Genomic DNA, 22,506 nt, shown 5'->3' with positions numbered 1-22,506 from the left:
GCATCCTAGCACACCTGAACGGCGTCTACACGCAAAAAACAGGGTTTCGCACCTCCGGACGCCTCAGTCCACATCCGCAAACTTCACCAGGGTCCCCCGCTTCGAACCGTAGCGAAAGACCGTGATCCCCTTGCACCCCTTGGCGTAGGCAAGGAGAAATGCCCGCTCCACCTCCTCCCTGGTGGCGCGGCGGGGGAGATTGATGGTCTTGGAGACCGCGTTGTCGGTGAACTCCTGAAAGGCGGCCTGCATCTCGATGTGGTCCTCCGGCGGGATCTCCAGGGCGGTCCGGAAGAGCCGCTTCACCTCCGCCGGCACCCCGGCCACCCGCCGCAGGCTTCCCCGCCGCTCCACCTCCCGCATCAGCTCCTCCGAATAGAAACCGCGCTCCCGCGCCATCCGGACGAAGTGCCGGTTGACCTCGGAGAGCTCCGTGTCGAGGACGAGGCGCCGGTAGGCCACGGCAAAGAGCGGCTCGATGCCGCTGGAGCAGTCGGCGATGGTGGCGAGGGTCCCCGTGGGGGCGATGGTGGTGACGGTGGCGTTGCGCAGCCGCGGCATCCCCGGCCCATCATAGATGCTCCCGCCGAAATTCGGGAAGACCCCCCGCTCCGCCGCCAGGGCAGCCGAAGCGGCCCGGGCCGTGTCGCGGACGAAGCGCATCGTCTCCCGGGCCAGGGCGAAGGCCCGCCGGTGGTTGTAGGGGATCCCGAGGAGGATCAGGGTGTCGGCCCACCCCATGACCCCGAGGCCGATCTTGCGGTTCCCCTTGTGCATCGCCTCGATGGCGGGGAGCGGATAGACGCTGGCGTCGATGGTATCGTCGAGGAAGCGGACCGCCGTCTCGATGTCGGCGGCAAGGCGGGTGCGGTCGATCTCACCCCCCCTCACGTAGCAGGAGAGGTCGATGGAGCCGAGGACGCACGCCTCGTAGGGGAGAAGCGGCTGCTCGCCGCAGGGGTTCGTGCTCTCGAAGGGACCGAGGAGCGGGGTGGGGTTCGCCGCGTTGATCCGGTCGATGAAGATGAGCCCCGGATCGCCGCTATCCCAGGCGCTCTCCGCAATCTCGGCGAAGACCTCCCGGGCCCGGAGCCGTCCCGCGCCCTTGCCGGTGCGGGGGTTGACGAGCCCGTAGTCGCCGTCGGCGTGCACCGCCGCCATGAAGGCATCGGTGGCGGCCACCGAGATATTGAAGTTGGCCAGCTCGGCGGCGGCCCGCTTCACCCGGATGAAGTCGAGGATATCGGGGTGGTCGACCCTCAGGATCCCCATGTTCGCCCCCCGCCGCGCCCCACCCTGCTTGATGACGTCGGTGGCGGTGTTGTAGATCTTCATGAAGGAGACCGGGCCGCTGGCGACCCCGCCGGTGGAGCGGACGATGTCGGCCCGGGGACGCAGCCGCGAAAAGGAGAAACCGGTGCCGCCGCCGCTCTGGAGGATGAGGGCGGCGTTTTTCAGGGTATCGAAGATGCTCTGCATCGAGTCTTCGACCGGCAGGACGAAGCAGGCGGCCAACTGGCCGGAGGGCTTGCCGGCGTTCATGATGGTGGGGGAGTTGGGGAGGAAGCGGAGATCGGAGACGAGGTCGAAGAACCGCTCTTCCCACCGCAGGGGGTCGCCGCCGCAAAGGGACTCGGCCGCGGCGACGGTCCGGGCGATGCGGGCGAACATCTCCGACGGGCTCTCCACGACCCGGCCGTCGGCATCCTTCAGCAGATAGCGGGCCCGGAGGACTTTAAGGGCGTTTGCCGTGAGTTCCATGGAAGAGAGTATACTGCACTTCAGGGAAAACTCAGCACCGGCAAGGCTACCCCAGGGTGAAGGTGAAGGTGGCGCCGTGGTCCGGCACGCCGTGGGCGGTGATGCTCCCGCCGTGGCGTTCGATGATCCGCTGCACCGTGGCGAGCCCGATGCCGGTACCGGGAAAATGCTCCTGGTCGTGGAGCCGCTGGAACGGCTTGAAGAGCCGGTCGAGATCCTTCATCTCGAAGCCGGCGCCGTTGTCGCGGACGTAATAGGTCGTGGTCCCGAGATGCTCTACGGCGCCGAACTCGACCCGCGGCTCGGGGGTCTGCCGGGTGTATTTCCAGGCATTGGCAAAGAGGTTCTGGAGCACCACCCGCAGCAGCGCCGGGTCTCCCGTTGCCGAGAGGCCCGGAGTGATGACGGGCTCCACCCGCCGCTGCGGTTCGGCCTGCCGCAGGTCGCTGACCACGCCGACTGCCAAGGCACTCAGGTCCACTTCTTCGCGGCGCAGCTCCCGACGGGCGATCCGCGCCAGGACCAGCATGGCATCGATCAACTCCTCCATCCGCTCGCTCCCCTCGACGATGCTCCGGATGAAAAACCTGCCGGTTTCGTCGAGGCGGTCGGCGTAGCTGTCCTGAAGGGCCTGCACGGCAACTGAAATCTTGGTGAGGGGGGTATTGAGGTCGTGGGAAAGGGAGTAGCTGAAGGCCTCCAGCTCGCGGTTCTTGGCCGCCAGATCGGCCGCCCGGCGCTCCAGCGCCCCGTTGAGCTCCCGGATCTCTTTCTCTGCCTTGGCCGATTTCGCCTTTTCATCGTAGGCCCGGGCGGCGGCCATCTCCGTCTCCCTCTCCAGCCGTCTGCTCTCGCGGACATGGCGCCGGACGTAGACGATGAGGAGCACCTGCACGACCAGCAGCACGAAGTGCGTCCCGGCTTCCAGCACATGGGATATTCCCATGTCGCAGGCACACTTCATCCCGACGATGATCGTGTCATAAACCGTATCGATCAGCCAAAACAATGACAGCAGGATCAGGGCCGCGAATACCAGCGATTCTGCCTTTTTTCGTCGGGCTATTCCGTCTTTTGGCACCTTGAACATCTCCCACGCGCGGCAACCGTGGCGCATCCGGCCACGGGACCCCCGTAAAACGGGGTTGCAGGCCACATCTATACCAGGGCAAATTAAAGAACATACATGATTCATGCCAGTTTGGCGGCGGTGATCTAACCGTGGTAAACTGGATAAAAACCTTGCGGAGCAACCCATGACGCCCCAGTTCCACCCGCGTCTCGTGAACGGCCCCTTCGACGACCCGGGGGTCTACGTCGACTTTCTCTTCGAACGGCGCGCGCTCCTCTTCGACCTGGGGGACACCGCCCCCCTCCCCGCCCGGAAGGTGCTGCGGCTCTCCCACATCTTCGTCTCCCACACCCACGTGGACCACTTCATCGGCCTCGACCGGGTGGTGAGGCTCTGTCTCGGGCGGGAGAAGCGGCTCCATCTCTTCGGCCCCCCCGGATTCGTCGGCCAGGTTGCGCATCGGCTGGCCGGCTACACCTGGAACCTGGTGGAGAGCTACCCCACCGACTTCACCGTGGTCGCCACGGAGCTCCATCCCGACGGCACGCTCCTGACCGATTCGTTTCGCTGCAGGAACATGTTCGCGCCGGAGGGTGCGCGCCGCGGCCGGCACGATAACGGGGTGATCCTCGACGAGGAGGGGTTCCTGGTGCGGTGCGCCTTCCTCGACCATGGCACGCCTTGCCTCGCCTTCGCCCTGGAAGAGAAGAACCACGTGAACGTCATGAAGAACCGCCTTGACGAGATGGGTCTGCCGACGGGGGCGTGGCTGAAGGAAATGAAACGGGCGATCCTCGCCGGAAAGGATGACCGGGAGTCGCTGACGGTGCGGTGGCAGGAGGGGGAGGTCTGGCGGGAGCGGGCGGTGACCCTGGGGGAGATGCGGGAGCGGGCCGTGCAGGTCGTCCCGGGGGAGAAGATCGCCTACGTGACCGACGCGGCCCCCACCCCCGCCAACGCGGAGCGGATCGTCGGCCTTGCCCGGGGGGCCGACTATCTCTTCATCGAGACCACCTTCCTCCACCACGAGGCGACCCGGGCGGCGGAGCGGTGTCACCTGACCGCCCGGAGGGCCGGCGAGCTCGCCCGGGAGGCGGGGGTCGCCCGGGTGATCCCCTTCCACTTCTCCCCGAAATACCGGGGGATGGAGGAACTGTTGCGGCAGGAGCTGGAGGAGGCGTTCGGGGGGTGAAGGGGGAAGGGTCGGATTGCAGAATGGATCACAAATTCAGGGGATGACGGCCATACGGATGCGGGGGATGAGGGCGGGGTCGAGCGCCTCCATCCGCTCCGGCCCAAGGCGCTCCAGGGCCTCCCGGAGCCGGCCGGCATCCGCCGCCAGCGCCGCCGTGTCGACCCCCTGGCAGGCGGGCTCCACACGCCCCAGGAGCCGCTCGGCGGATCCGAGGAGAAAGAGCGCCCCCCGGAAGTTCCCCTCCCGCCAGTGGTGGAGGGCCACCGCCACCTGGAGGATCCCCTGGTAGAGGTATTTCACCTCCCGCTGCTCCCCGGCCCAGAGCTCCTCCATGGTCTCGTGGCAGTCGAACCACTCCCCGGCGTTGAACTCCCCGATCCCCCACAGAAGCTCCTCCGGCGCGGCTGCAGCGCAACTGCCGTTCATCGCCCCTTCCCCTTCCCCGGTTTCCGCGCCCGCTTCGCCGCAAGCCAGGCACGGAGCTCCGGCAGCTCCCGGGCGTTCAGGATGTCGTCCCGCTCCAGCCACCCCCGCCGGGCGACGGCGATGCCGTAGGCGAGGGTGTCGAACTGGCCCACGGCGTGGGTATCGGTGTTGACGGCGAGCAGGACCCCCAGCTCCTTCGCCCGCCGCGCCCAGGTGTCGGTGAGGTCGAGGCGCATCGGATAGGCGTTGATCTCGATCGCCGTGCCGGTCTCCCTCGCCACCCGCAGCACCTCTTCAAGGTCGACCGGGTACGGGTCCCGCTCCCCGAGGAGCCGCCCCGTCGGATGGGCGATGATGTCGACGTACGGATGGCGCATGGCGGCGCAGATCCGGGCGGTGATCCGCTCCTGCGGCTGTCTGAACCCCGAGTGGATCGAGGCGACGACGAGGTCGAGCTCCGCCAGGACCTCGTCGGGGAAGTCGAGGCTGCCGTCCCCGCGGATATCCATCTCGGTGCCGTGGAGGATGGTGAAGTCGGAGAATTTGCGGTTGAGCGCCTCGATCTCCCGCCGCTGCTCCCGGAGCCGCTCCGGGGTGAGGCCCCGGGCCACCCCGAGCCCCTGGGAGTGGTCGGTGATGGCGAGGTAGGAGAGACCCCGCTTCCGGGCCGCGTCCGCCACCTCCTCGATGGAGTGGGCGCCGTCGCTCCACCGGGAGTGGACGTGGAGGTCGCCCCGGATGTCGCCCGCCTCCACGAGCTGCGGGAGCCGCCCCGCCAGGGCCGCCTCCACCTCCCCAAGGTCTTCGCGGAGTTCCGGCGCGACGAACGGGAGGCCGAGGAGCCGGTAGACGTCCTCCTCCTGTTCCCCCCCGAGCCGGGTGTCGTCCCCCTCCCGGAATATCCCGTACTCGTTCACCTTCAGTCCCTGGCGCACCGCCAGGTCCCGGATCCGGATGTTGTGCCCCTTGCTCCCGGTGAGATAGGCGAGGGCCGCCCCGTACGACTCCTCCGGCACCACCCGGAGATCCACGTTCACCCCGTCGCGGATGGTGACGCTCGACCGGGTGGGACCGTGCATCACCACGGCGGTCACCTCGGGGAGACGGACGAAGGCGTCCATCACCTTCCCGGGCTCGGAGGAGGTGGCGACGATATCGATATCCTTCACCGTTTCCCGCCACCGCCGGATGCTCCCGGCGAGGGAGATCCGCCCCAGCCGCGCCCGCTTCCGGAGCTCCTCCACCATCGCGGCGGCCACCGGGAGGATCAGCCCGAGGGGATGGCGCTCCTGGCCGCGCCGCACCGTGGCGACCCCCCTGAGGATGTTCTCCACCGTCTTCTCCCCCACTCCCGGGAGCCCGGCGAGCTTGCCGCTGGCGGCGGCCCGCTCCAGCTCCTCCAGGCTCCTCACGCCGGCCTTCTCGTGGAGAAGCTTCGCCGTCTTCGGGCCGAGACCGGGAACGGCGAGGAGCTCCAGGAGCCCCGGCGGAATCTCCCCCTTCAGCTTCTCGTGGGCATGGACGGCGCCGGTCGTGCAGTACTCCTCGATCTTGGCCGCCAGCTCCTCGCCGATCCCGGGGATCTCCAGCAGTTCATCGCGGGAGAGGGTCTCCACCCCCTTCGACAGCCCCTCCAGGTTGAGGGCCGCCCGGCGGTAGGCCCTGATCTTGAAGGGGTTGTCCCCCCTGATCTCCAGGATGTCGGCCATCTCGGAGAATATGCGGGCGAGTTCGAGGTTCTTCACGGAAGGCGCTTCCTTCGGGAAACGGGATTGTTGTTCTGATGAGAGTATATCGTTAAACGGGGAGATGCGAAGGAGAGAAACGCCCGCGGTGGCCGGTGCCGCCGCGGGCTTCGAGGGCGGGGAGCTATTTGCCGCAGCACTTCTTGAACTTCTGGCCGCTGCCGCAGGGGCAGGGGTCGTTGCGCCCGACCTTGGCGCTCGTGGCGGGACGCGGCTTCACGCCGGCACCGTCGACGAAGTACCAGGCGCCGTCAAGCTTGGCGAAGTCGGCCAGTTCGTGGTGGGTCCGCCGCACGTCCCTGTCGCGGTAACTGGCGATGAACTCCACCTTCCCGGCGGTGTCGTCGGGACCGCCAGCCTCGGTGGCGACGATTTCGAGCCCCTCCCAGCGGGAATTCTCGGCCCACTGCCGGGTCCCCTTCTCGTCGAAGTCGGCCCGGTGGTCGGGGTGAGTGGTCTCGAAGATGTAGCCGGTCTCCACCCGGGCGTAGGCGGAGTAGCGGGAGCGCATCAGCTCCTCGGCGGTGATGGCGGTACGTTTGCCGGTAATGAGCGGTTCGCAGCAGTCGCCGTAGCTCTTTCCGGTGCCGCAGGGGCAGGGGGTCGTCATGGGTAACTCCTTGATAGCGTGATGATCTCAGGATTTGTCGGGGAGTTATACATACCGTGCCGCTCCCTTTCCTGTCAACCGTTTCACGCGCCGGAGCGCGCGCCCCGCGCGATTCCGCCGGAGCCCGGCTACTTCTTCGCCCCGAAGACCTTCCTTATCACCTGTTTCTTCTCAACCCCCACCAGGAAGACGAAGCCGCCCGCCTCCTTTCCCGATTTGACGGTAACCGGGATGGCAGTCAGTGAGATGGGCCTGACGTCGGGGGGGAGGTTCGCCTCGTCGAGCCTGAGCAGGTATTCGCCCGGCAGGAGATTCTCGAATGAGAAGGCCCCGTCGCCGTCGGAGAAGGTATTGATGCTGGTCCCGTCCAGATAGACGAGGGCATCGGCCAGGGGGGTGTCGGCGGCATCGGCGATGCCGTTGCCGTTGGCATCGAGGAGGACCCGGCCGCGCAGGACGCCGGCCCGCAGCAGCGGGAAGTCGACCCTCACGGTCTGGCGGGTGGCGAGCTCCACCCGCCGGGAAGGTTTCACCAGCAGATTCAGGTCGGCGGGAAGTTCCCGTTCGCTGATCCGCACCTGGTGGATCCCCGCCCCCACCGTCGCGAAGATGAAACGCCCCGTGCCGTTGGTGACGGCCCGGGTGCCATCCTCCAGCAGGACGGTTACGTTGGGGAGCCCCGGCTCATCGGGATCCTTCACGCCGTTGCGGTTCAGGTCCATGAAGACGCTTCCCGCAATGGTCCCCACCTCGGAAAGAGACGGCATGCCGGGGATTCCCGCCAGGGGAGAGATGGTCCGCTCTCCCCAGCCGAACCTCCTGGTGAGTCCCACCGTGAACTGGAAGGTGCTCGACTCGCTCGCGGAGGTTCCCCGGGTCTCGGCGATCGTGTAGCGGATGTCGCCGTTCACGTACCATTGGTTCGACAGCGTCAGGAGGCCCCGTCCGCTGGCGGTCAGAGTCTCCTGGACGGAGCCGGACTTCCTTTCCCGGTCCCGGCTGTACTCCGCATCGGCGGAGAGGTCGATCCAGGAAGCGGGGGCGATGGCGATCCCTCCCCGGCCCCGTACTGCCTCGTCCCGCTCCCCCGAGTCGAAGGAGCGCCACTGGCCCTCCCCCTCCAGGTAAGCCCCCAGGCGGTTGAAGAGGTAGGTCCTGACGCCGGCAACCACGGTGCCGGAGCGGGCCGAGCTCTCGGGGGCGACCCGGTCCTGCACGACATCCCCCTGGAGCCGCAGGTAGGGGGTGAAGAGGGCGACGCGGTAGAGAGATTCCAGGAAGACCGAATAGCTGCGGCTCGCCACCGCCGCGGCGCTCCCCGGGCGGGAGGCGCGGTCGATGGCGCTGACGCGGAAGTTGAAGGCGGGGAGCTCCGGCCGGGCGTAATAGACGCCGGCCAGGGCCGAGATGGAGTTGACCGCCGCCAGGGTCGGGTTGTCCGCCAGATTCGAGCGGTTCCAGTCGAAGGAGGAATAAAGGGCGATGGCGTCGCCCGGGTGGTATTCGAGCGACGCGAAGATCCCCTCCAGATCCCGTTCGGGGAGGAGGTTCTCCCGGAAGAAGATGAAGTCGGGCCCCACCCGCCGGTAGTTCAACTCGGCGTGACCGTCTCTCCACTGCATGATGGGGCCGGCCTTCAGGGCGAAGTCTCCCGCGGTTCGGCCGTCTTCACGGAAGACGTTCCCCTCCACCTCCCCCACGAGCTTCACCCACTCCGCCACCCGCAGGGAGCCGTCCGCGAGGAAGACCGTGTTGCCGAGGGTCGTCCCCTTCCCTTCCCGCTGCAACCCACTGGTATGAGCGACCCCGAAACCGGCATAGCTCCCCGGGTTCCACTGGCGGACCCACTTGAGACCGTAGAGGGTCTGGTCCGTCGTCTTCACGTCGTTCGAGAAGAACCCCTGGATGCTGGCGAGCCGCCCGCCGAAGACCAGCAGCGAATCCCGCTCCGTCTCGCTGCTCAGCACCGCGCCCCGCAGGTAGAGCTCGGGGTAGGCGGTGTTGAGAAAACGCCCCGACTCCGGGGCAAAGCGCGGGAGAAGAAACGGCTTCACCGCCAGGAGCGAGACGAACGGCCCGCCGAACCCCTCGACCAGGTTGGTGAAACGGATCGACGTATCGCCAGCGATCAGGGTGGAGATCCGCCCCCCGGCGGAGAATCCCTCCAGCCCCACCTGATAGCGGGAAATGCGGTTCGAGGCGCCGTCGTCGCCAGGATCGAGCCGGGTGGCGTCGGCCGAGAGGAATGCCCGGCCGTACCCCGGCAGCTCTTGGAAGAGGTCGAGGCGGGTCAGCCCCTCGCTGAGGGAGCTGCCGTCAATGAGCGAGTACTTCTGGGTGGTGGAGCGGTAGAAGAGGGAAATGCTCCCCCCTCCCTCGGGGAGAGGGGCCGCCGCCGCGGGGATGGCAAGCAGGAGGGTGGACGAAACCAGGATAAGCCGGAGAAGGAATCGCATCGTAGCCTGACGCGCATGCGGCACGTTTCGCCCCGCCACGATATTACTTGACGGTGAACGGCGCTTCCCCGGCCAGGAGGGCGGCACCCCCCACGTCAACCGTCGCGACGGCCGTGTAACTGCCGGCCGGAAGCTTCTCCTTCAGGGGGAGGGAGAGGGTTCGGGTGAAGCCGGCCAGCACCGGCGCGTCGGGGATGGCGAGGGTCTGCACGGTCTTTCCCCCCCGGGCGTTGATGGCAACGCTTCCCTTGAGGCGGAACTGGACGTTCCCCTTGTTCTGGAGACGCATGGAGATTGCGCCCATTTCCCCTGCCGGGGCATATGCCAGATCGAGGAACTCCGCTTCGGGAACCGGCTTGCCGGCGGTCACGTAGACAATGGCGGCGATGTTCCCCTTGATGGCGACGGCCCGGCTCTTCTGCCCCGGCTCCACGTGGGGGACCGTCTCGAAGACAAAGGCCGCCCAGTACCCGCCGGCGGGGGTGCCGGCCGGGATGGCGACCGAATAGCGTACCGTCTTCTTCTCTCCCGGCTGCAGGAGGAAGTCGACCGGATTGATCCTGAGCCACGGGATGCACGAATGGGGCTGGCTCCCCGCTTTCCGGAAGATGGGGGTCCCTTCCTCGCTCAGGTACCAGTCCTGCATCGCGACCTTGATGCGGACCTTCTCCTTCCCCTCGTTGTTGACCTCGATCGCGTCGGTGTAGCTCCCCCCGGGCTCACCGGCCATATCGATCCGGATCGGTGAGACGCTGAAGGATATCTCCGCCCGGGCGGCCGGCGGCAGGGACAGTGCCAGGAGTGCCAGAACGTTGAGCAGGACAGCTGTAAGGATGGTGCGCATCGCGTGATTTCCCTCCGTGGAACTCAGGGTGAGCTGACGGTAAAGTCGGTGGTCTGGGTGTAGATGCCGGTGGCGTAGGTCCAGAGGTTCTGGATGGTGAAGGTGAGAACCCCGCTCCAGGTCCCGTTCCCGCTGTTTCGAGCAACAAGCGTGCCCGGCACCGTGGCGGTCAGGGAGCCGTTCGTGAACGTCGGCTGGTTGGTGGCGGTCCAGGAGATGTTCGCAATCGGGATGCTGCTTCCGGCCGAGAGCAGCTCCCCCCGCGACAGGGCGGTGAGCGACCACTGGGCCCCCTTCATCCCCGAGGTTTTCACCGTAATGCTCACCGTGGATGTGGCGGCGGTTACGGGAAACGCGTCCGGGTCCTGGTCGGGGAAGGTAATGTTGGCCGGCGCCACGGTCAGTGTGAACTTCTTGCCGGCCCGGGCAGCGGAGGGGAAAAGGGTCAAGGTGGCCGGCAGGGCGACTGCGAGTATGGTCGAGGCGATCCTGTTCATGGGGTCACGGTGCCGTCAGGGTGTAGGTGATGCTCCCGGTGTAAGTGCCGGTGGCGTAGCTCCAGAGGTTGTTCAGCCGGAAAACGAGGTTGCCGGCATAGCTCCCCGAAGCGCTCCAGCTCCCCACGGTCTGGGGGGTGGCACTGTTCAGGGTCCCTCCCGTGAAACCGGTACCGGAGGCGGTCCAGGTTATGTTGGAGGAAGCGATGGTATCCCCTCCAGAGACCAGCGGCCCCCCCTGGCAGACGAGGGTGGCGGTCAGCGCCGACGACGGGTCCTTGCGGATCTTGACCGTTACCACCACCGGATTCTCGTTGGCCGGAACCAGGGGAACCAGAGTGGGATCGGCATCGGGGAAGTTGATGGTGGAGGGAGAGACGGTGAGCTTGGCCCGGGCGCTGATGTTGTAGTTGGTCGTTACGGGCTGGGGGTTGGCGCACTCCCCCGCCACCACGGCGCACAGGAGGGTCCCCGTCACAGACAGGGCCGCCGCTCCGCTCCTGAATTTTCTTGCTGCCCGATCTGTCATACTCCCCGGCTTCTCCCCCCGGATCACTTCCAAGCACAAGGCGTGCCTTGCACGGTTCAGGGGGTGGTAAGGGTGTAGTTGATAGTGGTCGAGTAGGTCCCGGGGAGATACCCGGCGCCGTTCTCCAGGAAGAAGTTGAAGTACGATGAGTAGATGCCGGACCCTGTCGGGAAGCGGGCTGCCGGCTGCCCGGAGACCTTGCTGAGGGCCCCCCCCATGAACGGTGCGCCGGCGGCGGTCCAGGTGATGGCAGAGGCCGGGATCACCGCATCGCCGTTACGCAGGTCGTCCAGGGCAATCACCAGGAGGGTCAGGGGATCGTTGCTCCTGACCTTGGCAATGACCGGAATCGGGTTCTCAACCGCCGCAATGACCGGATGGGTGATCGGGTCCGCAGCCCTGAAACTCAGGGTGTTGGCCCCGAGGGTCAGGTTGGCCGACGACAGCACCGAGACGTTTATGGTCAGGTTGGCCGACGTGGTGTCCGCCCCGGCCTTCCCCGCCGGGGCGAAGGCCAGGAAGACCGATATCCCCGCCGCCACCATGCGTGAAACGGATCTCCTCACCATGTGAAGACTCCATGAAGAAAGGCCGCGGCAGCATCCCCCGCCGCGGCCGCGCCTGCCGGGTGACTCACGGTCACGGAGAGGTCAGGGTGTAGGTCGTAACCGCCGTGTAGGAACCGGTGGCGTAGTCCCAGCTGTTGGCCAGGGCATAGCTGTTGCTTCCGGTGCGGCTCCCCGACCCGGTCCAGCTCGCCACCGTCTGGGGGGCGGACTTGCTCATGGTACCGTTGGCGCTCCACCCGCCGCCGCTCCCCGATGTCCAGGTGACTTGGGAGATCGGGATCACATCCGTCCCGCTCGTCAGGTCGCCCCCCGACTGGACGGTGAGGGTCACGGTCTGGGAGCTGCCGGTCTTCGCCTTGGCAGTGATGTTCACCGCGGCCGGTGACGACGGGATGCTCGGGGTGGAGTCGGCGTCGGCACTGGCGAAGCTGATGGCGGCAGCATCCAGTGAGAGCTTCGCCGCGGCCGAGACCGTGGCGTTGATGGTCAGGTTCTGGGCGTCGTTGGCTGCCATGGCGGTTCCGGCGGCCAGGGCGGCAGCCAGGCCGAGGAGCGCCATGACGCTTCTCCGTGCGATGGTACTCATGGGTGTTTCCTCCTTTGCGATCCGGCCTCTGTTCCCGGCCGGCAGGTAATATTGCCGCCTCACGGGGCGGACAAGGTATAGGTGACGGTCACCGAGTAGTTTCCGGTGGCGTAGTTCCAGCTGTTGGCCATGAAGTAGCTGAAGGAGCCGCTCCGCTGCCCCGGTCCGGTCCAGGAACCGGCGGTCTGGGCCGTGGCCTTGTTCATGGTTCCGGGCACAAAACCGGCGCCGGTGGCCGTCCAGGTGACGTTGGAGATCGGGATCGTATCGGAGCCGCTCGTCAGGTCTCCGGCCGCCTGCACCTGCAGGGTCGAGACGCTGGAGCTACCCGAGCGGACGCTGGCGGTGACACTGACCGCATTCTGGGTTGCCGGTATCGAGGAGACGGTGCCCGGGTCCGCATCGGGAAAGCCGATGGTGGTCGTGCCGAAAACCAGCGAGGCCCGGGCGCCGACGGCACTGTTCACGGTCACGTTGGTGGTGGCGGAAGCCCCCAGGGCGGCCGTGGCAACCGAGCAGCCGACGGCGGTGGCAATCGCAATGGAAGTGAGGTGTTTCATGAGCAACCAGGCCTCCGGGCAATTCTCCAGGTCAAACCGGTGCTCACTTAACAGCAACTTGAATGCCAATTCATAGGGGATTCCCCTATTAGTCATCAGGGACTTTACTATTTCCCGAAAAGCCGCGCGGGTACTGGCAAACGTGAAACTGTCAATAAAATCGCGCAGGTGTCAAAAAACAAAACACAGTTTAATAACTGTCAAAACGCCGTCATTTGACGTAGACACGACGTCGGGTTACAACGGGCGCATGAACCTGAATCGGATGGGGGAAAAGAGAAAGGAGGGGCTCAACCCCGGAACGAAACGAGGATGAGGAGATCGAGGAAGGCGAGCGCCCGCTCCCGCTCCGCGGGGGAGAGCTCGGAGACCCGCACGGGGCGGAGGAAGCGGCGCAGAAACCGCTTTTGGGCGAAGCCGAGTTCCGGGTTGGGACGACCGAGGCGCGGGGGGATCACGTCCCGTGCGATCCGCAGCCTCCTCACACAGAAACGGAGCGCCGGATTGAGCATGAGGGACGCATCGGCGGCGAGGCCGCAGCCGCCGGCGGTCCCGCGCCCCAGGTAGAGGACGAAATTCGGCTCATCGTCCCCCTCGCGTTCGGCACGCCGCAGCCGCTCCACCTCGGCCCGAACATCGGGGAGGGCGCCGTGGTGGGCAAAAAGCAGGGGCTGGAGTGACGTCTCCCCCACCAGCGCCAGGAGCTCGTCGATCCGGCAGGTCCGCGCCCGGGGGTGGAGGAAGGCGTCAGCGATGCCGCTGTCAAAGGAAAGCTCCGGGGCGCTCTCCACGTAACTCCCGAGCCGGGAGCCCCGATCTGCGCGCCGCAGGAGACGCTTCACGGTCGGGAGATCCTTCACCCCCAGGAGCCGCAGGGCCTTGCGGACCGACTCGGCCCCCCGCCGCGCCCCCCGGCTGTAGACCATGATCCGGAGAATCCCCCCCGGTGCCAGCCGCCGCTCCAGTGCCCGCAGCCCCGCCAGCGGCTCCGCCAGGTGGTGGAGCACCCCGAAGCAGTCGATGAAGCCGTACTCCCCCGCCGCCACCGCCGGATCGAGAAAGTCCCCCCGCTCCCAGCCGATGCCGAAGCGGCCGTGGAGGAGCGTATGGAGGCGGGCCCGCCGCAGGTTGGCGCGGGAGAGGTCGAGGGCGGTGATCGGCACGCCGGGGTTGGCGAGGGAGGTCGGATAGGGGGAGAAGCTCCCGCAGCCGGCCAGGAGGATGCGCCGCGCGGCCGACGGCGGGAGGATGCCGTTGAAGCGCGCGAAGAGGGAATCGAGGTTCAGGGCGTAGGTGTCGCAGGGGCGCACCGACGCCAGGAGGGGGTAGCGGGGATAGGGGTGGCGCTCGTAGTGGCGGCGGATTTCGTCGGTCATCGGTCCCGGGTTCCTACCACGTCACGATCCGCAGCGCCTTCTTGAGAATGAGCAGCACATCCTGGATGGTGATCTCTCCATCGGGAGCCGGCTTGCCGTCCACCAGCGGATAGACGTCCCCCTCGGCCAGGATGGCCGGCGTGGCGGGCTTCTGCCTTACCGCCACCTTGAGGGCTTCGAGCACGTCGGCAACGGTAAACTGCCGGTCCTGGTTCAGGTCCCCCGAGTGGGGACCGGCATAGACGTAGAGGCTGATACCCTTCGTGGTGGTGAGGGCGCCGTCCCCCACCTCTATCGTCACCGGAACATTGCCGATGTAGGGGGAGAAGGGGGTCCAGGAGATGACGCCGGCGGGAGAGACGGTCATTCCCGGGGGGGCCTTGGCGAGGGCGTAGGAAAGGGTCTCGGAGTTCTGGCCGCTGGGGGGCGTCCCGGGAACCTGGTCCTGGTCGCTGGCGTTGATCTGCCACGAGGCCGGCTGTGCCTCCATGGCGAAGCTCGAATTCGAGGTGACCGAGGTGACGACCGGCGGGTGGTTGCAGAGCGCAACCGTATCCGCCGCCTCGGCGGGGTAGCTGTCGGCAGAGAGGAAACGCCCCTTGAGGGTGAAGTCGGTGGCGGCATCGGCGGAGACGGTGAGCTGAACCACTGGAGGAGCGGCACCGGGAGCGATGGTCCCGAAACTCCAGGTAACGGTTCCCTTCGCCCCGTCGTAGACGCCGCCGTCGGTGGCCGAAACGAAACCGACCCCGGCCGGAAGTTGCACCACCATCCTGCCGTCGGCAAGGGAATCGGTCTTGTTGGCGGAATTGTCCAGGGCAAGCGTGGCGGTCACCGGCTGCCGGTAAGTCGCACACCCCCCGCCATGAACGAGGGAAAGCACCGGGGTGGAGGTCGGTTCGATCCGATCGACAATATCGAAGGATGTCGATCCGCCGACGGGAACCGTCAAATCCCACTGGAGGGTGAAGTTCATGTCGCCGGCCGGAAGCGGCCCGGGGAAATTGCTGAGGGGGGTAGGTTCCCCGTCGTTAAGGGTGGAGAAGGTCCCGAAGCCGCTGTTGTCGACGTCGAACCGGGATGGCGGCATCGTCGCGCTCTGCACCAGAGTCCCCGCCCCGTATGCCTTCGTCTGCACCGCCCCCACACCCTCCACCACCTGGGCGAGATCGGCGCCCGACGATGACTGGTCGAGGTCGAAGTCGGAATAATGGTAGAGGTGAAGGGTGAGGGGGGTGGATTTCCTGTTGGTTACGGTCACCGTCTTGGTGATGGTTGAACGTCCCGACCCCGCGGCCCCGTCGGCCAGCTTCCAGGTGACGGAAAGGTCGAAATCGGCGGCTGCAAAGGGGAGCGTGACGCTGTCGGCGGTGCTGGACGGCGTTCCCGGCGTCAGGGTCTGAATCTGCGCCTCCGGCCCGTTTTCCCCCTCGCGGTACCAGAACCACTGCTGGTACATGACTTCCTGGCCCCCGTTCGCCAGCCATGAATAAAGGCCGCAAAGGGGCGCCGTCGGGTCGCAGGAGGCCGCATCATCAATTGACGCGGTCGAAGCTCCGCTCGTCATGATCCACACGACCGCACCGACCTCCCCCACCCAGAAGGCCCAGACGGCAAACAACAAGAACTTTATGATCCGATTCATTGGCAACCCCGCCCCGCCCCCTGTCCGGACTCCGACTTGCCAACAATACCATAACAGGCCCCAAATAAATACGTCCTAATCCATCTCTCCGCTCGCGGCCGCCCCCTCATCCTCTGCGCACCCGGAACTTCCTGACCAGTTCCGCCGGGTGGTAGGAGAGCTTGGCGTCCCGCAGCCCCGGCACCCCCAGGTCCTGCTCCCGGTTCGTCCAGGTGCAGTCGGTGAAGAGGAGCCGGTTGAACTCCCGGTCCACGAGCTGGGCAACCCCTTCCATGAACGGATCCCCCTTCTCGAAGTGGCAGACCGCCGTCTCACGGTTGAGCCGCTCGCCGAGGGCAAAGGCGGCCACCCTCCCCTCCACGAGCACCACCACCCCTTCGAGCCCCAGCGGGCCGGCCAGCGTCAGGGACTCTTCCGTCGCCGCCGTCTCGGGGTCGATGGAGGAACTCCCCATATCCGCGCGCACCCGATGCCACTCCTGCAGGAGGTCCAGGCATCCCTCCCGGTGCCCCTCGCTGTAAATCTCCACGGCGTACCGGTGCCGGGCGGCAAAGTAGCTGATCCGGTTCTTCTTCTTGTGGAAGCGGTTGCCGGGGAGCTCCGCCAGCTCCCGGCGCAGGTAGAGGTAGTCGAAGCTGTCCCGGTCCTCCTCGATCCGATAGCCACCATCGGCGAGATGGCGTTCCACGAACCGCTCTTCGGCGCCATAAAGGGTCATGCCGGCATCGAGGAGGGTCCGCGCGGCGTCGGTCACGGCGCCGGAGAGGGGGGGAAGGAAGTACGGCGCGCCGTCGTACCCCCGGCCGAGCACCACCACCGCATCGCCGACCATCGTCAGGCGGTAGGCGTGGGGGGCGCGGAAGAGGTAGAGGTTGGCGAAGGTGAGTTCGGAGACCCGCGGCTGGAGCCGGGCGAAGACGGCGTCCAGGAACGGCTTGTCGGCAAGGGCCAGGGGGCGGGATGCGGGGTATGCGGGGATATCCATCAGAGCACCACCACCAGCACCACTCCGCCGGCGATGACCGAGAGGTTGCAGGCGGCGGAGATGCCGTGGAGCTTCGAGAACTCCCGGCGAAGGGGGTGGTCCCTGGGGGTGGTCTCGAAGGAGGGGATCTGCTGTTTGAGAAGGGCGGCCCGGGGTTCGATGTAAAACGCCTGGAACGCGGTGAGCGCCAGCATGACGACGAGGAGCGCGGTGGCGGGGACCCAGTGCCTGCCGCGCACGACGAGCAGCGCCGCCAGGGCGGCGCAGCCGCAGGCAAGCCCCCAGCGGAAGTAGCCGGGAAAGAGGTAGCCGACGATCCGGCCGGCGGCATCGCGGTTCTCCACCCGGAAGATGATCGGTGTCAGGAGGAACGTGAAGAGGGCGGCGCCCCCCACCCAGAAGGCGATGGCAAGGCGGCAGAGGGAAGTGAAGAGAATGGATGTCATGACGCCTCCTCTCCGAGCGCGAAGCGGTCGATGATCCACCGGGCGATGCTGCGCCGGCCCGGAAGCGAGGCCGGCATATCTCCCGCGCAGAACCAGCGGGCATCCTCGATCTCGTTCTGATCACAGCGAATTTCGCCGCCGGCGTAGTCGGCCACGAACCCTGCCATGAGCTGGCTCGGGAAGGGCCAGCACTGGCTCCCGACGTAGCGGATGTTCGCCACCTCCACGCCGGTCTCCTCCCGCACCTCGCGCCGCGCGCACTCCTCCAGCGACTCGCCGAAATCGAGGAAGCCGGCCACGAGGCCGTAGCGCCCCTCGGGCCACTCGGGCTTGCGTGCCAGGAGGAATTCGTCGCCGCGCCGCACCAGGACGATGGCGCAGGGATGGATGTGGGGGAAGTGTTCGGTGCGGCAGGAGGGGCAGCGCCTCCCGCAGCTGCCGGGGAGCGGCTCCAGGGAACCGCCGCACCGGGAACAGCAGCGGCTGCTTCCGCTCCAGTGGAGGATCTGATTGGCCATACCGCCGAGGGTGAGGGAGATGTCGTCGAGGCGGTCGGAGGTGGCGTTGAACGGCTCCAAGGCCAGCGGCGCCGGAAGCGCCTCTTTTGCAGAGATCCGGACGGCGCGCAGGGGTTTTCCCTGCCACGTGCCGAAACGGATCGGTTCGAGGCCGGCAGGGAGCCAGTCGGGGGTTCCTCCCTCGGGAAGAAACGGGAGGCCGGCCCGCACTTCGACCACCAGGGCGTTTCCCCGGATCACGAGCCAGAGCCCCGGCGCACCGTCATCGGGTATGCCGGGTGTGGCGGGGGCAAACCCGCCGGCCAGAAGGGTGGCGTTGAAGGGGAGATTGACCGCTTCGGGATAGCGCATGGGATGTCCTCCGGAAAATAGAAAGGATACCCCCCGCGCCGTCCCCTTGCAACATCAACTTCGCGGGCTGCGGCTATTCCGGGCCGGCTAGCCCCCTTCGCCGCGCCGGACGAGCCTCTTGTTGAGCGCCTGGCGGGTGATGCCGAGATAGGATGCGGCAAGCCCCTGGTTGCCGCCGGAAAGGCGAAGGGCCTCGGCGATCAGGGCATGTTCGGCCTCCTTGAGGGTCGGAAGGCGGTCGGGGGCACCGACGACCCCGGCGATTTGCCGGGGAACGTCGGCAAGGTCGGCGCAGGGGGAGGCGCCCATTGCCTCCCTGAAACTTTCGAGGGAGAGGACCCCGTGCTGGTGGCGGGCCACGGCGTCGGCGACCAGGGCCTGGAGTTCACGGATGTTGCCGGGAAAGGGGTAGGCGGAGAGATACCGGTAGAGCTCCGGCGGCGGGGTCGGCTTCTTCTTCCCCATCGCCACGGCGCTCTGCTCCAGAAAATGGTCGACCAGCAGCGGGATGTCCTCTCGGCGCTCCCGCAGCGGCGGCAGCGTCACCCGGTGGGCGGAGAGGCGGTAGTAGAGGTCGCGGCGGAAGGTGCCGGCCGCCATCATCTCCTGCAGGTTCCGATTGGTGGCGACCACGATCCGGGCGGCGCTCTTGCAGGGGGTGTCGGAACCGAGGGGGTAGTACTCATGCTCCTGGAGGAGACGCAACAGCTTCACCTGCGACGACTCGGCCAGATCGCCGATCTCGTCGAGAAAGAGGGTCCCCCACGCCGCCCGGGCAATGAGCCCTTCGCGCTTCTGGTCGGCACCGGTGTAGGCCCCGCGGCGGTGGCCAAAGAGGGTATCGGAAAAGATGAGGTCGTCGAGACCGGCGACGTTCACCGCCACGAACTCCCCCGTGCGGCCGCTGGCGTCGTGGACGGCCCGGGCCGCCAGCTCCTTGCCGGTGCCGGTTTCGCCGGCGACGAGCACCGGCTGGTCGGTGGCCGCCACCGCCTCAAGATAGCGGAAGATCCCCCCCATGGCCTCGCTGCATGTGACCATGGAAGCGAAGGCCTCCTCATGATCGAGCCGCCCCGAGACCAGGTGCCGGGAGAGGGTCGACACCTCCCTGCGGAGGCAGTTCAGCTCCCGGGCCCGCTGGACGCTGGCGAGGAGACGGCTTCGCTCCACCGGCTTGACGAAATAGTCGAAGGCCCCCCCCTTCATGCACTCCACCGCCATCTCCAGCTCGTTGGCGGCGGTGACGATGATGATCGGCACATGGGGAAAGCGGGGGGCGATCTGCCTGAGCAGGTCGAAGCCCGAGACGAACGGCATGGAGAGGTCGAGCAGGATGAGCGACACCTCCTGGCGCTCCAGAAGCGGCATCACCCGACGGCTGTCGCTCTCGGTGATGACGTCCGGATACCCGGTGCTGCGGAAAAGCGTCCGCATGCTGAAGAGGATTTCCTCCTCGTCGTCCACGAGGAGTATCGTGAAGGGGAAAGTCTGCGCGTCCATTGCTGCTCCTGAAACGAAGGTGATTATTCCGCTCTTTTACTCCCCCGCGGCCGGCAGCCGCACCGTCACGGTGGTCCCCCGGTCGGGAAGGCTCTCGAACTCCAGGGTTCCCCCATGCTCCTTCACGATCGATGCCGAGATGGAGAGCCCCAGCCCGGTCCCCCCCTGGTCGAGGCGGGTGGAAAAGAACGGGTCAGTGATCCGCTCCATCACCCTGCGGCTCATCCCTTCCCCCTCGTCCTGCACCGTAAGGAGCACCTGATGCCGCCCAGCATCGCAGGAGGTGGTTATCGTAACGCCGCAATTCCTGTCGGGAAGCGCCTGGAGGGCATTCATCACCAGATTGATGATCACCTGCTCGATCTGCTGCTGATTCCCCCGCACCGGCGGCACTCCTTCGGCATAGTCGGTGACGAAGCGGTTGGTGAGCTTCTGGATATGGTGGCCCAGGATCGTGACGGCGTCACCGGTGACCCGGTTGAGGTCCACCTCCCGCAGGAGCCCGCCGTGGTCTTCACGGGCGAAGTCCTTGAGATTGCTCACGATGGCGCTGATCCGCCGGGCACCCTCCACTATCCCGGTGAAGAGCTTCGGCGCCGTCGCGCTCATCTCTGAGAACAGCAGGCCGCCGAGGGGGAAATCACCGTGCTCCTCCGCGTACTCGGCCAGGAGCGGCGACGCGTCGCGCCAGACGTCGCGCAGCAGCATGGCGTTCACCGAGACGTAACTGTTGGGGTTGTTGATCTCGTGGGCGATCCCCGAGACGAGGACCCCGAGGGAGGCCATCTTGTTGGCGTGAATGAGACGCGCCTGGCTGCTCTTCATCTCCTCCTCCATCCTGACCCGTTCGGTTATGTCCCGGATCGAGCAGTAGATGACCTCCTTCTCCCGCAGCTGCACCATCTTCCCCCAGATCGACACGAAGATGCGCGCCCCGTCCCTCGTAAGGGCAGTCAGGCGGTCCAGGTGAAACGGCCGGTCGCCAGACCGGGGAACCGCCTGGATGAACGACTCATAGTCGTCCGGCACGATGAACGACCAGGGACCGAGCCGGATCAGCTCTTCCCGCCGGAAACCGACGAGCGCCTCCGCCGCCGGATTGACGTCGATGACGTCGAACCCCTCCGGCGTCAGGAGGACGATGGCGTCCTCGTTCTGGGTGAAGAGCTGGCGAAAGAGCTCCTCGCTCTCCAGCAGTTCTCCGTTGCGGCTGCGCAGCTCCTCCTCGGAACGCATGATTCTCTTCACGTACCGGGAGACGAGGCCGAAGAGGAGCGCCGCCGTGGCAGCGACATAGAGCCACCCTTTGACCATGCTGACGATAGTGGCCGACCTCACGTCGGTCGCCACGGAGCCGAGGATCTCATCCGAGAAGAGGATCCATACGGCCCCGGCAACGGCGTAGGCAGCAGCGATCTTAAGGGCGATTCTGCGGTCCTGGGTCATGGGCGGGCCTTGCCGGAGCCGTGCGGTTTCGCCGCCGGAGATCCGGATGTAGTGCGGAGGCTCTTTATATGTATCGGTTTTCGGTCGTCAGACTTGAGGGAAAGTAGGGAGAAGCATTCAAAGCGGTAAAAGGCGGGTAAAACACATCGGGCCGGCATGGTGCCGGCCCGCGTCTGCCATCGGAACAGATAGTAGCTTCCTACTCCTCCCCTTTCTCCAGGGTCAGGATGTAGTAGCCTTCGGCCTCTTTGAGACCAAGGAGTTTGTGCCCCTCCGACTTGAGGCTGCGGGGGACGTTTTTCACCGGCTCGCCGTCGTCGAGGAGAAATTCGATCACCTCGCCGGCGTCGACCATCTCCAGCGCCAGCTTGGCCTTGACGAAGTTGGTGGGGCAGGTTACCCCGCGCAGATCGACCGTTGTCATGATGCTCACCTCTCCTTTCCGACCTGGGTGGCGATGGCCTGGGGGGGGATCGTGGCATCGACCACAAAGGCGGGGAACTGCTCCCGCAGGCAGGCGAGGAGCGCTTCCGGCCCTTCGGCGCGGATCACGTCGCCAAGCCTCACCCTCCCCTGCCCTTCCGCCTTCTCCTTGTACCATGCGAGCACGGCGGCGATGAAGGCGACCACCTGCTCCTCCGGCAGAAACTCGGCGAAGAGGGTGCCGACCAGGGGGCGGCGCCCCCACTTGCCGCCGATCCGCACCGTGTACCCCTTCTTCTCCGCCCGCCACGCCTCGGTGGGGCAGACCTTGAGGCAGTCGCCGCAGTAGATGCAATTTTCGGGGATGAAGCGGGGCTTACCGTCCTCTCCCATGGTGATGGCGCCTTCGGTGCACGACTTGTCGCAGAGGCCGCAGCCGATACACTCTTCCACGGAGAGCACCGGCCAGACGGCCCCCTGGAAGCCGACATCATTGGTGGCCGACTTGGGACAGTCAAAGGGACAGCCGGCAAAGCCGACCTTGAACTTGTGGTGGCCGGTGGGGGTGCCGAAGAGCTTCTCGTCCACTTCCAGGGCCGACTTTTGCGTATCCACGAGGCCGTTGGGATTGTACTCGCAGCCGCCGCAGGCGGTGGGGACCCGGACCCGGGCGCCGCAGGAGGCGACCTTCTGGGTCCCCTCCCCCAGCTGGGCCACCACGGCGTCGAAATCCTTGAAGTTGATGTTGATCAGCTCCACCGACTGGCGCACCGAGAGGTGGACCATCCCCTGGCCGTACTTCTCCGCCACCTCGGCGATCTTTTTCAGCCGCGCAACCGGCAGCCGCCCGCCGGGGACCCGCAGGCGCACGGTGAAGAGGTCCTTCCCCCGCTCCTTGATGAAGCCGCCGGCCTTGAGGTTCTTCAGGTCGATGGCGGTGCTCTTCTTCTCGTCCGACATGGGTTT

Annotated in this window: 22 protein-coding genes; 1 reads left to right on the top strand and 21 read right to left on the bottom strand. The window is 66.6% G+C overall.

The window, feature by feature from the left end; translation table 11 throughout:
* Window positions 1-63: 63 nt before the first annotated feature.
* A complete protein-coding gene (locus tag M6689_RS08245) occupies window positions 64-1,761 on the bottom strand; it encodes an adenosylcobalamin-dependent ribonucleoside-diphosphate reductase (protein WP_298270128.1) in 1,698 nt (565 codons plus the stop codon).
* 46 nt (window positions 1,762-1,807) lie between these two features.
* Window positions 1,808-2,842, bottom strand: a complete 1,035-nt coding sequence (locus tag M6689_RS08240) for an ATP-binding protein (protein WP_298270125.1) — start codon at window positions 2,840-2,842, stop codon at window positions 1,808-1,810.
* Between the two features lie 175 nt (window positions 2,843-3,017).
* On the opposite strand from M6689_RS08240, the gene M6689_RS08235 reads away from it, so the two are divergent.
* Window positions 3,018-4,025 (top strand): MBL fold metallo-hydrolase, encoded by a 1,008-nt coding sequence (locus tag M6689_RS08235; RefSeq protein WP_298270123.1) that lies wholly within the window; start codon window positions 3,018-3,020, stop codon window positions 4,023-4,025.
* A 36-nt stretch (window positions 4,026-4,061) separates the two neighbouring features.
* On the opposite strand, the gene M6689_RS08230 is transcribed toward M6689_RS08235, so the two are convergent.
* From M6689_RS08230 to M6689_RS08140, 19 genes are all read right to left on the bottom strand, one after another.
* Window positions 4,062-4,454: a DUF309 domain-containing protein gene (locus tag M6689_RS08230; RefSeq protein ID WP_298270120.1), complete on the bottom strand. Its 393-nt coding sequence runs from the start codon at window positions 4,452-4,454 to the stop codon at window positions 4,062-4,064.
* Window positions 4,451-6,199, bottom strand: a complete 1,749-nt coding sequence (gene polX, locus M6689_RS08225; protein WP_298270117.1) for a DNA polymerase/3'-5' exonuclease PolX — start codon at window positions 6,197-6,199, stop codon at window positions 4,451-4,453. The genes M6689_RS08230 and polX overlap by 4 nt, the downstream gene beginning before the upstream one ends.
* Before the next feature lie 124 nt (window positions 6,200-6,323).
* Window positions 6,324-6,809, bottom strand: coding sequence for a YchJ family protein (locus M6689_RS08220; RefSeq protein WP_298270114.1), 486 nt, complete (start codon window positions 6,807-6,809; stop codon window positions 6,324-6,326).
* A 128-nt stretch (window positions 6,810-6,937) separates the two neighbouring features.
* Window positions 6,938-9,265 (bottom strand): SdrD B-like domain-containing protein, encoded by a 2,328-nt coding sequence (locus M6689_RS08215; protein WP_298270113.1) that lies wholly within the window; start codon window positions 9,263-9,265, stop codon window positions 6,938-6,940.
* A gap of 43 nt (window positions 9,266-9,308) precedes the next feature.
* Window positions 9,309-10,109, bottom strand: coding sequence for a hypothetical protein (locus tag M6689_RS08210; RefSeq protein ID WP_298270111.1), 801 nt, complete (start codon window positions 10,107-10,109; stop codon window positions 9,309-9,311).
* Window positions 10,110-10,132: 23 nt separating this feature from the next.
* Complete coding sequence (locus M6689_RS08205) at window positions 10,133-10,606, bottom strand: hypothetical protein (RefSeq protein WP_298270108.1); 474 nt, start codon at window positions 10,604-10,606, stop codon at window positions 10,133-10,135.
* A 4-nt stretch (window positions 10,607-10,610) separates the two neighbouring features.
* Window positions 10,611-11,135, bottom strand: a complete 525-nt coding sequence (locus M6689_RS08200; RefSeq protein ID WP_298270105.1) for a hypothetical protein — start codon at window positions 11,133-11,135, stop codon at window positions 10,611-10,613.
* 56 nt (window positions 11,136-11,191) lie between these two features.
* Window positions 11,192-11,704, bottom strand: coding sequence for a hypothetical protein (locus M6689_RS08195; protein WP_298270103.1), 513 nt, complete (start codon window positions 11,702-11,704; stop codon window positions 11,192-11,194).
* A gap of 70 nt (window positions 11,705-11,774) precedes the next feature.
* Window positions 11,775-12,290, bottom strand: coding sequence for a hypothetical protein (locus M6689_RS08190; protein ID WP_298270100.1), 516 nt, complete (start codon window positions 12,288-12,290; stop codon window positions 11,775-11,777).
* Window positions 12,291-12,349: 59 nt separating this feature from the next.
* A complete protein-coding gene (locus M6689_RS08185) occupies window positions 12,350-12,850 on the bottom strand; it encodes a hypothetical protein (protein WP_298270097.1) in 501 nt (166 codons plus the stop codon).
* Between the two features lie 290 nt (window positions 12,851-13,140).
* Complete coding sequence (locus M6689_RS08180) at window positions 13,141-14,226, bottom strand: methyltransferase domain-containing protein (RefSeq protein ID WP_298270093.1); 1,086 nt, start codon at window positions 14,224-14,226, stop codon at window positions 13,141-13,143.
* A 13-nt stretch (window positions 14,227-14,239) separates the two neighbouring features.
* Window positions 14,240-15,871, bottom strand: coding sequence for a hypothetical protein (locus tag M6689_RS08175; protein WP_298270091.1), 1,632 nt, complete (start codon window positions 15,869-15,871; stop codon window positions 14,240-14,242).
* Window positions 15,872-15,977: 106 nt separating this feature from the next.
* Window positions 15,978-16,856 carry a DUF2156 domain-containing protein gene (locus tag M6689_RS08170; protein ID WP_298270088.1) on the bottom strand — a complete coding sequence of 293 codons (879 nt, stop codon included), beginning with the start codon at window positions 16,854-16,856 and terminating at the stop codon, window positions 15,978-15,980.
* A complete protein-coding gene (locus M6689_RS08165; RefSeq protein WP_298270086.1) occupies window positions 16,856-17,302 on the bottom strand; it encodes a DUF4149 domain-containing protein in 447 nt (148 codons plus the stop codon). The genes M6689_RS08170 and M6689_RS08165 overlap by 1 nt, the downstream gene beginning before the upstream one ends.
* Window positions 17,299-18,171 (bottom strand): NAD(+) diphosphatase, encoded by an 873-nt coding sequence (gene nudC, locus M6689_RS08160; protein WP_298270084.1) that lies wholly within the window; start codon window positions 18,169-18,171, stop codon window positions 17,299-17,301. Before nudC ends, M6689_RS08165 begins: the two co-directional genes overlap by 4 nt.
* Window positions 18,172-18,258: 87 nt before the next feature.
* Window positions 18,259-19,671 carry a sigma-54 dependent transcriptional regulator gene (locus M6689_RS08155; RefSeq protein ID WP_298270082.1) on the bottom strand — a complete coding sequence of 471 codons (1,413 nt, stop codon included), beginning with the start codon at window positions 19,669-19,671 and terminating at the stop codon, window positions 18,259-18,261.
* Between the two features lie 36 nt (window positions 19,672-19,707).
* Window positions 19,708-21,117: an ATP-binding protein gene (locus tag M6689_RS08150; RefSeq protein WP_298270080.1), complete on the bottom strand. Its 1,410-nt coding sequence runs from the start codon at window positions 21,115-21,117 to the stop codon at window positions 19,708-19,710.
* Between the two features lie 199 nt (window positions 21,118-21,316).
* Window positions 21,317-21,541 carry a sulfurtransferase TusA family protein gene (locus M6689_RS08145; RefSeq protein ID WP_298270078.1) on the bottom strand — a complete coding sequence of 75 codons (225 nt, stop codon included), beginning with the start codon at window positions 21,539-21,541 and terminating at the stop codon, window positions 21,317-21,319.
* Window positions 21,542-21,546: 5 nt separating this feature from the next.
* Complete coding sequence (locus M6689_RS08140) at window positions 21,547-22,500, bottom strand: 4Fe-4S dicluster domain-containing protein (protein ID WP_298270075.1); 954 nt, start codon at window positions 22,498-22,500, stop codon at window positions 21,547-21,549.
* Window positions 22,501-22,506: the final 6 nt, after the last annotated feature.

Source organism: Geobacter sp., from assembly GCF_027327745.1.
Taxonomy (GTDB): Bacteria; Desulfobacterota; Desulfuromonadia; order Geobacterales; family Geobacteraceae; genus Geobacter.
The sequence above is the reverse complement of the archived record's forward strand: the minus strand, read 5'-3'. Positions and strand labels throughout refer to the sequence as shown.